Annotated in this window: 9 protein-coding genes; 4 read left to right on the forward strand and 5 right to left on the reverse strand. The window is 39.1% G+C overall.

Translation table 11 applies throughout. From position 1 onward, the window contains the following. Window positions 1-97 precede the first annotated feature (97 nt). On the forward strand, window positions 98-658 hold the full coding sequence (locus H4O18_RS00260) for a C40 family peptidase (RefSeq protein WP_187581101.1): 561 nt from the start codon (window positions 98-100) through the stop codon (window positions 656-658). Window position 659: 1 nt separating this feature from the next. After that, window positions 660-2,684, forward strand: a complete 2,025-nt coding sequence (locus H4O18_RS00265) for a ComEC/Rec2 family competence protein (protein ID WP_187581102.1) — start codon at window positions 660-662, stop codon at window positions 2,682-2,684. On the opposite strand, the gene H4O18_RS00270 is transcribed toward H4O18_RS00265, so the two are convergent. The 3 genes from H4O18_RS00270 to H4O18_RS00280 form a co-directional block, all read right to left on the reverse strand. Beyond that, window positions 2,685-4,442, reverse strand: coding sequence for a peptide MFS transporter (locus H4O18_RS00270; RefSeq protein ID WP_187581103.1), 1,758 nt, complete (start codon window positions 4,440-4,442; stop codon window positions 2,685-2,687). Between the two features lie 134 nt (window positions 4,443-4,576). After that, the gene (locus tag H4O18_RS00275) at window positions 4,577-5,935 is read right to left on the reverse strand and encodes a peptide MFS transporter (protein ID WP_187581104.1); all 1,359 of its coding nucleotides are present in this window, start codon (window positions 5,933-5,935) and stop codon (window positions 4,577-4,579) included. A 9-nt stretch (window positions 5,936-5,944) separates the two neighbouring features. Then, window positions 5,945-8,110 carry a DPP IV N-terminal domain-containing protein gene (locus tag H4O18_RS00280; RefSeq protein WP_187581105.1) on the reverse strand — a complete coding sequence of 722 codons (2,166 nt, stop codon included), beginning with the start codon at window positions 8,108-8,110 and terminating at the stop codon, window positions 5,945-5,947. Window positions 8,111-8,330: 220 nt separating this feature from the next. Between H4O18_RS00280 and H4O18_RS00285 the strand changes: the two genes are divergently transcribed. Continuing rightward, the gene (locus tag H4O18_RS00285; RefSeq protein WP_187581106.1) at window positions 8,331-9,653 is read left to right on the forward strand and encodes a hydroxymethylglutaryl-CoA reductase, degradative; all 1,323 of its coding nucleotides are present in this window, start codon (window positions 8,331-8,333) and stop codon (window positions 9,651-9,653) included. Beyond that, entirely contained in the window at window positions 9,650-10,573 is a 924-nt protein-coding gene (locus H4O18_RS00290) for a GYDIA family GHMP kinase (protein WP_187581107.1), read from the forward strand. The genes H4O18_RS00285 and H4O18_RS00290 overlap by 4 nt, the downstream gene beginning before the upstream one ends. 111 nt (window positions 10,574-10,684) lie before the next feature. On the opposite strand, the gene H4O18_RS00295 is transcribed toward H4O18_RS00290, so the two are convergent. Beyond that, entirely contained in the window at window positions 10,685-12,802 is a 2,118-nt protein-coding gene (locus H4O18_RS00295) for a peptidylprolyl isomerase (protein ID WP_187581108.1), read from the reverse strand. 105 nt (window positions 12,803-12,907) lie between these two features. Continuing rightward, entirely contained in the window at window positions 12,908-14,137 is a 1,230-nt protein-coding gene (locus H4O18_RS00300; RefSeq protein WP_246473920.1) for a hemolysin family protein, read from the reverse strand. Window positions 14,138-14,149 lie beyond the last annotated feature (12 nt).

A 14,149-nucleotide genomic window follows, 5' to 3' on the forward strand; every position in this document is an offset into this window, starting at 1 on the left:
TTTATCCTGAAACATACATAAGGGTTTTTCCAAAAAAATAACGGATTTTAAATTAATTATTTAAATTTGATATCCAAGAGCACTAACTTTTACTTGGATGATACAAAGATTTTTTTCTTTATTCCTAATTATTTCCCTGGTCGGCTGCGGTGCAGCCAAGAAAAAAACAGTCCATCGCGAAGACAGAAAAATAACTGTTGAAGCCTCCGAAATACCTGCCGAAGTAAAGGCTGAGACCGCTTTAGGAGGTGAGACAATAAGTAAACCTGCCGCCAAAATAACCGAGCAAATCGTAAATACTGCCCTAACATTTTCCGGGGTCCGTTATAAATTTGGAGGCACAACCGATAGGGGTATGGATTGTTCCGGATTGCTCTATGTGGCCTTTGGGGAGCACGATATTCAACTGCCCCGAGCCTCCTATCAAATGGCAGAGGAAGGGGAAAAAATAAATTTAAAGAACATTAGCAAGGGCGACCTTCTTTTCTTTGGAACCTCTAGAAGAAAAAACAATATAAACCACGTTGGTTTAGTGGTCCAAGTTGACGGCGATGAAATAAAATTCATTCACTCCACCTCATCCAGGGGAGTTATAGTTTCCTCTCTGCGGGAGGGTTATTGGAATTACGCCTTTATAAAGGCTACGAGGATTCTGTAGCATGCGGTTGCTAAGGTTTACAACCATAAAACTTACCCTATTTCTTATATGTGGAATTTTAATTGGATATTTTTTTAATCCATCACTTGCCTTATCCTTTAGCTTAACCATAATTTTATTAATTGCCCTTGGAGGTGTATTTGCATATAACAACAAAGCACCCTCAATGCTTTTTGGGCTTCTGACCGGGCTTTTGACGGTGGCCATTGGCATATTCAGCCTTACCCTAAGTAAACCCAACAATATTGGTTCTCATTATACCCATCATTCCGTGGACGGGAAGAGGGCCTATACTCTAAAAATCCGCGAAGTATTAAAATCCAACGATTTTTCAGATAGATATGTAGCGCATGTTAAACACATGGATAGTTTAAGGGTTTCTGGAAAAGTACTCCTTAATATCGCCATAGATTCAACCAAGGGAACTCTGCTGGTGGATGATGAAATAGTGGTCTTCACTACACTCCAACCCATTACACCTCCCTTAAACCCATATCAATTTAACTATAGAAAATACCTTGAGAACATAGGAATAGAGCATCAGGTTAGGATTGCCCAAGATAACTACATGGTACATCCCCTCCCCGATAAGACCATCTTTGGTCTGGCTTCCAACATAAGGAACCACATCATTGAAAAATTAAGTAAAGAGAATTTTGGCACTGAAGAATTGGGAGTAATCCAAGCCCTTCTCCTTGGCCAACGAAATGAGATTACAACTGAAATAGATGCAGATTATAAAAACGCAGGCGCCTATCATATCTTGGCATTGTCCGGTTTACACATTGGAATTCTTTTGGGACTGCTCCATTTTTTGTTGATGCCCTTGGAGCTTCTTCCAAAAGGAAAAACTATAAAGCTGGTTGTCATTGTATTGCTATTATGGAGCTTTGCCCTGCTAGCCGGTCTTTCCGCCTCTATCCTTAGGGCGGTGACCATGTTTAGTTTCGTAGCCTATGCCCTGTACTTGAATAGGCCCACAAGTAATTTTAATATACTGGCATTGTCCCTGTTTTTTATTCTATTACTACTAGACCCCAAATTATTATTTCAAGTTGGGTTTCAACTAAGTTATGCCGCAGTTTTTTCCATTGTTTGGATATTCCCTCTATTACAAAAACTCTGGGTTCCACAATATTGGTTCCTTAGAAAAACCTGGGAGTTGGTTTCAGTTAGTATTGCCGCACAATTGGGTGTTTTGCCAATAAGCCTTTATTATTTTCATCAATTCCCTGGGTTGTTTTTGGTTTCAAGCCTACTGATTCTTCCTTTTTTGACCTTTATTTTAGGATTTGGAATTCTCGTTATCACACTTTCCTTGGCAAACAGTTTGCCATCAATATTAGTTACAGTCTACGACACTGTAATCCGTTGGATGAATACCATTATTGGGACTCTAGCCCGGCAGGAAAATTTTCTTTTCCGAAATATTTCTTTTGACGCCATTCAATTAATTCTCTGTTATGGCATTATCATATCCATGGTTATGGCCTTTACAAAAGTATCCTATAAAAGGGTCATGGTTTTCCTAGTATTGATTTTATGCTTTCAATCGTATATTTTAGGGAATAGGCAGCTTACAAAGCAAAAGGAAACACTGGTAGTAGGGCATATTACCAGAAATACAACCTTGATCCATCAAACGGGACAAAATGTTACCGTATTTACCAACAATCCAACGGCTTCGGAAAGAATGGCCAACGATTACACCATTGCCCAGAACATCACAAAAGTGGAGCATCAGCCCATAAAAAATAGTTTTCTAATCGGCGAGGACAGACTGCTAATCCTAGACAGTTCCTTTGTTCAACTTCCTAAGGAAATTGCTGTCTCAACTCTATTACTGACCCAATCCCCGAAGATTAATTTGGAAAGGCTTTTAGATTCGGTACAACCAGTAATTGTTATTGCCGACGGTAGCAATTATAGAAGTTATATAGAACGATGGAAGGCTACCTGTAACAAGAAAAAGCTCCCTTTCCATTCCACAGGCGAAAAGGGAGCTTTGATTTATAATTTACGATAATTACCTAACCCCGTGCATAAGTTTTTTAAGAAGTGGATTTAAAACGATCGATATAAACCCGACACCCACAGGCACAAGGGTAAAGATCAGAAAAAAGGTTCCCATAGAATATTGCTCGGAAATCTTGTCGATCATACCGCCCATAGTTCCTGCTGCCTTTTGACCGATGGCTATTGCCAAGTACCATACCCCGAACATAAAACCGATCATACGCGCCGGAACAAGCTTACTCAGATAAGAAAGTCCAACCGGGGAGATGCACAACTCTCCCATGGTATGCAACAAGTAAGCTAAAATTAAGAATATCATACTTACGGAAGCGGTCTGTGCCCCTGAGGGTATTCCCGATGCACCAAAAGACAGGACTGCGAAGCCCAAACCTAACAAAATAAGACCAATACCGTATTTCATTGCAGCACTAGGGTTGTATTTGCTTTCCCACCATCTAGAAAAAAAAGGTGCCAGTGTAATGATAAAAAATGAATTAAGAATACCGAACCAAGTTGCATCTACCTGATTGCCCTCTTGGGAAAACTTATCCATTAATCTAAAGATCACTAAAATCCAAAGTCCAACAAAGGCGATTGCCAATATGATGTTGGAAAGACCTATACGTTTATAGGTCTTTTTTGCCAGTAGCACCAAAACCCAACTTATAATTACCAACGGAACAGTTGTCAGCAAAGCATCTATTATCTTAAAGATCATGGCCGACTGACCAACAAGCTCCCTATTGGTATAATCCCTAGCAAATATGGTCATGGACCCCAAGGATTGTTCAAAAAAAGCAAAGAAGAAGACGGTAAAAAACCCAAAGATCGATACGGCTATAATTCGGTCCCTTACCACAGGTAGGTATCTGGCTATTCTGGTAACCAATAAAATTAAAAACAAGACCAAGGAGCATAGGATAACTACATTGGTGCCACTGAGCCCCCCAAGACTAAAGGGTGCCAAACTTGTTCCCTGAATTTTTTCCAAAGGATCATTAAAGAGATAAAGAAGCCCACCAATGGAAGACAAAACAATCAAAATTTTATCGAAGAGACTAAAAGGATTCAATTTGGTTTCTACATCTTGATCCTCTCCTATCTCGACTTTGACTTCCTCTAGTTTTAGAGGCTTACCTCCAATATCTCCGAACAAGTCCCTTGCCAACCAAAACTGGAGCATTCCGAGAAGCATAAAAATTCCCGCTAAACCAAAGCCCCAAGACCAACCGTAATTTTCGGCCAAATATCCACAAAGCATCATTCCAAAAAAAGCACCTGCATTTACACCCATATAAAATATGGTATAAGCCCCGTCCTTTTTGGATTCTTTGCCGTGATACATCTCTGAAATTATGGAAGTTATATTGGGCTTAAAGAAACCTGTACCAATGATTAGGAGGGCTAGGCCAAGATAAAAAGTGGCCGTCGTTTCCAAGGCCATGGCAGCATGTCCCAAGGTCATTATTAAACAACCTATTACCACTGCCACTCTATAACCTGTTATCTTATCGGCGATCCAACCACCCACTATCGGGGTTAAATACAAAAGGGAAGCGTAGGTTCCGATTAGGGCCAAGGCATTTTCCCTGGGCCACTCCCAACCAGGGTTGTCGCTTATAATGGGTGCTGTTAAGAACAATACCAATAAGATACGCATCCCGTAAAACGAGAATCTTTCCCACATTTCAGTGAAAAATAAAACAAATAGTCCCGCAGGATGACCAAGGACCTTATCCTTAAAAAGATTTTCAATATCGGTATTCATATCAAGACAGTTTACTTATTACTTATTTCAGATTCAACTGAGCCGAATTGCCTCTTACACAGAACCTAACCATCATCATTATAGGTACATCCAGCTATCCAATACGCTAAAATACAAATTACCGACCAAAGGGATTAGTGTGTAATTTTACGTTCATTATCTTCCGCACCATGGGTCAATGCTTTTAATTTTATCAAGAAAACCCCTATGAGAAGTCCAAAGAGAATACAAAATATGGCAATCCCCGTAAATACCGTATACTCCCCGAGATGGGAAGCAGATTCCCCTAATAATCCTGCTACTTTATTTCCCAAACCTGTAGTTGCAAAATATAAGCCCATCATTAAAGATGCGTATTTGGCGGGAGCCAACTTGGTAACAAAGGATAGGGAAACAGGGGAAAGACTCAACTCACCCACAGTATGGAACATATATGCCAAAACCAACCAATACATGGCAGATGACCCCGAGCTTTCGAATTGAGCAGTTGCTGCTGTCATAAATAAAAATCCAGTACCCATGATAATTAGCCCCACGATCATTTTAAAAAGAGAAGAAGCCTCCTTTCCTTTAAGCTTGCGACTGGCCCAGAAGTTGGCCACCGCAGCCCCTAGAACAATAATAAAAAAGGCGTTCAAGGATTGGAACCAAGAAGCCGGAACCTCCCAGCCCATCAACATTCTATTCGTTTTTTCGGAAGCATAGATATTCATTAATCCACCAGCTTGTTCAAATGCACCGAAGAAAACGATTACCATAAGGAAAGAGAGAATTAAAACGATTACCCTATCCTTTTCAATTTTACTAAGTGGTCTCTTTAAAGCATCTTGATCTTCGATGTTCACAGATTTTCCAAGAAAGTCGCCGACACCTACAAGATATTTCTGGCCAAGAATAAATTGTATAAGTCCCAAAAGCATACAGATACCAGCCAAACCAAAGCCGTAATGCCAGCCGTAAACCTCTCCTACATAACCTACAATTAAACTGGAAAGAAATGCGCCAATATTTATACCGATATAAAATATGGTAAATCCCTTATCCCTTCTAATATCACCCTTTGGGTAAAGTCCACCCACCATGGTAGATATATTAGGCTTTAACATACCAACACCAGCGATAATAAAACCGAGACCTGTATAAAATGCCCACATCTGTTCTATGGCAAGTATACTATGACCTATTACCAAAAGAACGGCCCCAACTATCACTGCTTTTTTCTGTCCAAGAATTCTATCTGCGATAATACCACCGGGAATAGAAGCCACATAAACCAGCATGGTATACCAACCATAAAGTGCCAGAGCCTCAATATTGGTCCAGCCCAAACCTGGATTCCTATCGGTAGTTTCGGTAATTAAATATAACACCAAAATAGCCCGCATCCCATAATAGGAAAATCGTTCCCACATTTCTGTAAAGAATAGGATATAAAGTCCTACAGGATGGCCAAATAATTCCTTTTGATGTGCTTCTTTAACGGTTGTCTGCATAATTATGAATTAAAGATTTTCTTTTATAAAATTGGTTATTTTTGTGAATAGATGTATGCGGGTATTTCCGCCATTGATACTGTGATTTTTATCGGGATAAATGGCCCAGTCGAATTGTTTATTGGCTTGTACCAAAGCCTCCACCATACGCATCGTATTTTGTAAGTGCACATTATCATCGGCAGAGCCATGAACCAATAAATAGTTTCCCTTCAAAAGTTCAGGATAATTAAATGGTGAATTTTCATCGTAACCACTCGGGTTTTCTTGGGGAGTACGCATAAAACGTTCTGTATAAATGGAGTCGTAAAAACGCCAAGAGGTCACCGGTGCCACCGCAACTGCCATTTCAAAGGTATCATTCCCTTTTAACAAACAATTGGTAGACATAAACCCTCCATAGCTCCATCCCCAAATGCCAGTCCTTGTTTCATCTACAAATGGTAATTCACTTAATTTTTTGGCTGCGGCGATCTGATCCTCAACTTCATATTTCCCCAACTCCCTATAAGTCACCTTTTTAAATTCGGCTCCCTTATATCCTGTTCCCCTACCATCAACACAAGCGACGATATAACCTTCATTGGCCAACATTTGAAACCAATAATCGTTCGTACCCATCCAGGAATTGGATACGGATTGCGAACCAGGACCACTATATTGGGTCATAAAAAGTGGATATTTTTTTGATGCATCAAAATCTTTTGGCTTTATCATCCACATATTCAACTCATTACCATTAATGGGAATTGTGGAAAATTCCTTAGGACTTATCTTGTAATTGCCCAATTTAGACAATACTTCCCGGTTATCTAAAATGTCCTTTACTTTTTTTCCACTCAAGGAGTTATGTAGGGTATATTCCGGAGGAGTAGTTGCGCTGGAAAAGGTATTTATGAAATAGGTAAAATCAGCGCTGAAATCGGCTGCATTTTTCCCCACTTTGGTTGTTAATCTCTTTTTATACTTCCCATTGCTCCGGACCCTGTAAACATCTCGATTTATTGATCCGTTTTCGGTAGATTGGTAATAAACTAGATCTTCCTTTTGATCGTAACCGTAGTATTTGGTTACCTCCCAAGGACCTTTGGTGACTTGATTCATTAGTTCCCCATCCGCGTTGTATAGGTAAATATGGTTAAAGCCATCTTTCTCACTGGTCCAAATAAAGCTATCATCCTCCAAAAAAGTAAGATCGTCCTTAACATTCACGTAGGCATCATCCGTTTCTTCCAATAGAATTCGGGTGTTAAGATCAGTAACATTTACCTCAAATAAATTTAACTTGTTCTGATGCCTGTTCAGGGTCTGAACACTAAGATAATTGGGATGGTACATCCATTTTATCCTGGGAATGTAGTAGGGATCCTCCAGACCCACCTCCGTTATCCGGTAAGAATCCATATCAACTATATGTAGGGAAACCACCGCATTATTCTCTCCGGCTTTAGGGTATTTAAACACGGTTTGGGTCTGGTAAAGTTTGGAACCGTAAACATCCATAGAAAATTCCGGAACATTGGTTTCATCGAACCGAATAAAAGCCAGTTTAGACCCATCGCTGTTCCACTCAAAAGCCCTTACAAAAGCAAATTCCTCTTCGTACACCCAATCCGTTACCCCATTGATTATCTTATTCTTCTCTCCATCAAAGGTCAGTTGTTTGGTAAGCCCGCTAGCAATATCCAAAACATAGATATTATTGTTATGCACATAAGCAACCTTGCTACCATTGGGCGATAAGGTTGGCTCTTGAATCTTGGAATCCGAAACTTTTATAATTGATTTGGAATTAAGGTCGTACAGAAAGAAAACACCAAGAGTAGACCTTCTGAAAATAGATTGGATTTCCGTTGCCAACAATATTTTGGATTCGTCTGCACTAAATTCATAGGAGGTGAAATACGGTATTGAATTTGAAGAAGAAACTATTGTTTCCAGCTTTTTTTGGGTTTTATAATCATATTTCCCGATGGACGATATTCCCGAGGCCCTGTCAATATTTAAAATGGTATATTGTTTTCCATTTTTCATGGAATGCAATTTATCCAAACCCTTAACCTTGAAGGCACCTTGATATATTTCTTCCAAGGAGATCTCCTTATTTTGGGCAATAAGAACTGAAAAATTGTATAGAATAAATAGGAATAATAAAAGCAAGGGGGATTTTCTCACAAAAACTAAGGTTTAAAAGAATTATTACTACCGAAAAATACCTGAGAGAATTTCAGTATTTTTAAAAATTGGTTCAAATCTCCAAGATTACTAAAAAAATCACAAATAAAAATACTTAACAGTAAAAAAATAACATTTTTTTACCTTTTTAAACCCAGTTTAAGATGCCCAATGTTTTGGCACCTTATTACTATCTTTGTCCAAAGAAACCGAAAGCCTAATGACCACACCTATAGAAGGATTTTCCAAGCTTACCAAAGAGGATAAAATAAACTGGATTGCCCAACATTATACACAACATAGCAAGGAAACTGTCGCTATCTTAAAACAGTACTGGAACAATGATGCAAAGTTGCAAAGTTTACATGATGAATTCATAGAAAATACCATTACCAACTTCTATTTGCCTTTGGGCATTGCTCCCAATTTTTTAATCAACAACAAACTATATGCCATCCCGATGGCCATTGAAGAAAGTTCAGTGGTGGCTGCCGCTAGTAAGGCGGCAAAATTTTGGCAGACCCGTGGCGGATTCAAGACCACTGTTTTGGGAACTGAAAAAGTAGGACAGGTACATTTTATATACCAAGGTGATACGGATAAACTGACCGATTTTTTCAATAATGTAAAACCAAAATTAATAGCTAGTGTTGCTCCCATAATTAAAAATATGGAAAAACGCGGTGGAGGAATAACGAATATAGAATTAAGGGACAAAACTTCAGATTTGGAAAACTATTTCCAATTGCATTGTACTTTTGAAACATTGGATGCCATGGGCGCCAATTTCATAAACTCTTGCCTAGAAGGGTTCGCCCAATGCCTTAAAGACGAGGCGCAGTCTAACAACGCATTTACGGACAGGGAGAAAGATATTGAAATAGTCATGAGCATTCTTTCCAATTACATCCCTAATTGTGTGGTAAAGGCCGAGGTTAGTTGTCCTGTATCCGATTTAAAGGCACACCATGGTATTACGGCCGAGGATTTCGCAAAAAAAATGGTCCGTGCCGTAAATATTGCAAAAGTGGAACCCCATAGGGCGGTTACCCATAATAAGGGGATTATGAATGGTATAGACGCCGTTGTTTTGGCCACTGGCAACGATTTTAGGGCCATAGAAGCAGGAGCACATGCTTATGCCGCCAAAGACGGACAATACACCAGCCTTACGCATGCCATTATAGAGAAAGGAATTTTTAAATTTTGGATAGAGATTCCATTGGCCCTGGGAACGGTGGGTGGGTTAACCAGCTTACATCCGTTGGTAAAACTTGCTTTGGAAATATTGCAGAATCCTACCGCAAAAGAACTAATGCAAATAGTAGCAGTGGCCGGACTTGCACAAAATTTTGGAGCTGTACGTTCGCTGGTAACCACTGGCATCCAACAAGGGCATATGAAGATGCACCTATTAAATATTTTAAACCAATTGGGCGCTACGGAAGCAGAAAAACTAATCTTGGTAGATTATTTCAAAAAACATACAGCATCACATAGTGCGGTGGTAGTAGCCTTTGAAGAATTGAGGAATAAGAAATGACAAAACAATACTACAGCAACGGTAAACTGTTGATAACAGGAGAATATCTAGTACTGGACGGTGCACTAAGCTTAGCCGTTCCTACTTTATACGGACAATCCTTGGCCGTAAAAGAAATAAAGGAAAATCTTTTGGTTTGGAAAAGTTTGGACGACAAAGGAAGGACTTGGTTTGAAGGTGTTTATGAATTGGACAAGTTATCTGAAGTTTCCGATAATGCTCTTTCTCCCGAATCAAAACCCATCTCGGACAGGCTAATAAAACTTCTTTTGGAAGCCAAGAAATTAAATCCGAATTTTTTGGCGTCCGACCAAGGTCTGGAAATATCCACGGCATTGAACTTTCCAAGGGAATGGGGCTTGGGATCTTCGTCTACCCTGATCAACAATATAGCACAATGGGCAAATATCGATGCCTATGAGCTGTTATGGAATGCTTTTTCAGGAAGCGGGTACGACATTGCCTGTGCCCAACATAACAACCCTATCACCTACCAGTTAAAAAACTCCAAACCAATTGCACTAACAGTAGGCTTTAATCCATCCTTTAAAAATGATCTGTACTTTGTTTATCTAAATCAAAAACAAAACAGCCGGGAGGGCATTGCCCATTATCGCGACAAAGATTTCAACACTTTCACCACCCTATCCCAAATTAGTAGTATCACCCAACGAATATTGACCTGTACCCGTCTGTCCCAATTTGAAAAGTTACTGAAAAAACACGAAGCCATTCTGAGTGATATCCTTGAGGTAGCAACGGTTAAAGAAAGGCTATTTCCTGATTACAAGGGAGCAATTAAAAGCTTAGGGGCCTGGGGAGGCGATTTTATCCTAGCCACTGGTAACAAAACCACGCCCGATTACTTTAAGGAAAAAGGGTATGCTACTGTTATTTCATATTCAAAAATGGTTAGGTAACCATTAACCGATTTAGCATTTGTTTGCTTCCTTTTATGTGAAATAATTTTACCAAAAACAATAAAACCTCCCAATTGGGAGGTTTTATTGTTTTTGGTAACTTCTATTTTACTAATAGAATGTTGCTCTTTTGTCCTCTATATTTGAAGCCTCTTTTAAGGCATTGTATACAGAGTAGTTTACTCTACCTGCTTCCGAAGCTTGTAAGCTACTGGCATAAGTACTATAGTTATCCAGTTTAGGAGCGTCTTCCTTTTTGGTTACAGTTAGCATATACACGCCGCTATCACCGGTTAACAATTCTGAGGTAGCTCCTTGCTCCATGGCAAATGCAGTACCAACTACAAAGGCCTCCGACCCAGCTCCTGGGATGATTGGCGATTTCATAGTCAATGAAGAAGCCGTAGTGGCTATAACATTATTATCCTTGGCAAAACTATCCATGGATTTACCTTTATTGGCCTCTATAATTTTAGCTGCCTTTTTTTCCTTTCTTAATTTTGGAAGCACTATAGCCGATGCATCTTCAACACTCATAAGTCCTTCAGCATAGTTTGCAGTCAATTGCACTACTGCATAGCCATTGTTTATATTAAATCTTTTAACCTCACCCAATTTGGTATCTTCATTAAAAGCCCACTGAACAATGGAACGTTGGGCAGAAAGACCTGGAAGGTTTTCATCCATCTCCTTAATTTTGTTTACCGGTCTAACCACATAATTACTTTCCTTGGCCGTTGCAGTAAAGTCTTTATCCGAAGTAGTTTCCATTTCAAATTTGGTAGCCTCTGTAAACAAAGTATTGATAGTCTCCTCTGAAGGCTCTATTTCTCTTGCCAATGTGGCCAGTTGAACTATATCCTGCTTGTCGTCTATCTTAACAATGTGAAAACCAAAATCCGTTTCAACCATTCCCATGGCCCCAACAGGATTACTAAAAGTAAAGTCGTTAAACGGTGCTACCATTACCCCTTCTTGATTATATCCAAGGTCACCACCTTTAGGCGCAGATGGTCCGTCTGAATTATCTCTGGCCAATTCAGCAAAGACAGTAGTTTTTTGTTTTGCCTCGACCAACAATTCCTTGGCTTTTTTCTCCGCTTCCTCCTTAGTGCGGGTAACTTCTGGATTGGCGCGTTGAGCCCCTGCATAAGAAATTAAAATATGACTGGATTTTACGGTACCATTAGCTTTTCTATCCATCATTTTGGAAACTTTAAAAAAGTCTCCGTCACGATAAGGACCATAGATACTACCTTTTTCCAAGGCCATAAGGGTATCTGCGAACTTCGCTGGCAGATCTTTTTTAGCCTTATAAATAGTATCGAATTTTATATCTGAATTTCTATCCAAAAAGGCAGCCATATCATTTGTATGACCAAAACCTTTAATGGTGTCATTGGTGTCCTTCTGTGAGTTGTACTCCACTCGATCCTCCAAAAGTTTTAAGATTTCTTCCTTTACGGCGTTCTCATCTTCCAAAGAAGCCTTTTCTTCGAAATAGACGAATTGTATATCCCTAGACCTATCTTGCTTAAAATCTTTTTTATGGTCATTTATATAAGCCTCAATTTCTTTCTTTGAAACCGCTATAGTAGAATCTGGTATTGAAGAAAAAGGTACTCTTACATATTTGATATCTACTTTATCATTGGCCAATTTATAATCCAATTCGCCTTCTTTTAAGGTAGAAACCACACCAGCCCTAATAAGATTAAAATAGGTTTGCTCCTTGGCGTTTTGAATTATAGCCTGCTCATCTTGCAACCATAGAGCATAACGACTAGGGTTATTTGCTTTCCAATCGGCCACAGCTTCCCTAAACTTATTATCGTCAAAAACACCACTGGCATTTTGAAATTCCGGATTTTGAACATAGGAAGGAATAGTTTTTATATAGTTTATTATCTGATCCTGTTCTATTTCAATACCCAATTCCTCGAACTGCTGATTTAGGATCGTATTCCTAACTTCCCTATCCCATACTTGATTAACCAATTGCATGGAAGAAGCAGTAGGTCCGGCCATTCTAGAATATGCCTCAACATTCCTTCTAAATTGATCAATGGAAATTTCATCCCCATTAATCTCCGCCACGGAAGAACCAACCTTTCCACCACCCAATTCATTGCTGCTAAACACTCCTGAAATTACGAATGCAAACAAAGCCAGACCAATGATTAAAATTAAAACGGTAGTTCGTTTCCTTATATTCTCTAAAATTGCCATTATGTAAACTGTTTAAATTTATCCCGTTACTATCGGGAGGCGAAATTACTACTTTCTTTTGAAATAATAAAAACTAAAAAAAATCAAAAAAAATCCCTGAAATGCCTATTCATCATCAAGCACAACCAAGGAAACCATATCTATTTTATTACTTGAAACCTCTAAAACCACAAAAAGAAAATTATCTATCTTAATTTCGGAGTCTTTTTCCGGAATTTCACCGGTAACGTTGATGATCAAGCCTCCCAGTGTTTCATACTCATCACTTTCGGGAAGGTCCAATTTATATTGTTCATTGACATAATCCACTTCCAATCTACCTGAAAACTTATACGAGTTTTGATTGATCTGCTCCTCATGTAGATCAGTGGAATCATGTTCATCCTCAATATCACCAAACAGCACCTCCACTATATCCTCTACCGTCATGACCCCGGAAGTACCCCCATACTCGTCCAAAACAACTGCAATACTTTTCCTTTTTTTGGTTAAAATATTAAGTATATCGTTGATCAACATTGTTTCTGGAACAAATTCTACTGGAAGCAGGATACTTTTTATTGTTTTGGGCTTTTTAAAAAGCTCATAAGAATGTACGTATCCAATAATATTATCTATGGTATCCTTGAATACCAAAATTTTGGAATACCCCGTTTCCGTAAAAAGCTTTGCCAAATTTTTAGGGGTTTCATGAAGTTCCACTGCTGCAATCTCGGTCCTTGGCACCATAACCTCTCTTGCCTTGACCCCTGAAAATTCCAGAGCATTTTGGAAAATTTGTATTTCCGAATCCACCACATCTTCTTTCTCCACAGCTTCCATCTGCTCGGTTATATAATCTCCCAGTTCTATTTTGCTAAATGCCAATTGCACCTCATCACCATCTGTCTTAAAGAGCACTTTAAGTATGATATCGGATATCCAAATAATAAAATCTGAAATCACCGAAAACAATACATAAAAAGCATAAGCAGGTATGGCCAACAGTCTTAATAAGGTATTGCTATAAATCTGAAACAATACTTTAGGCAAAAATTCGGCGGTCAAAAGTATAACCAAAGTGGAGATAACAGTTTGGGTCACCAGACTGAAGTCGGTTATAAATAAGGTTAAAACACTACCTGTCGACGACTCCAAGTCGGCAAAGAGCCCCATCAGCATGTCGCCCATAAAAAGACCGTAAACCACCAAGGCTATATTGTTTCCAATAAGCATGGTGGCAATAAACTTAGAAGGTTTTTTAGTAAGGCGGGCGAGGACTTTGGGCAAAAATCCATCCTGCTTTTTCTCTATTTCTATGTGAATTTTATTCGCAGAAATAAAGGCAATTTCCATACCTGAGAAAAA

The organism is Arenibacter arenosicollis (assembly GCF_014397245.1).
GTDB classification, from domain to species: domain Bacteria; phylum Bacteroidota; class Bacteroidia; order Flavobacteriales; family Flavobacteriaceae; genus Arenibacter; species Arenibacter arenosicollis.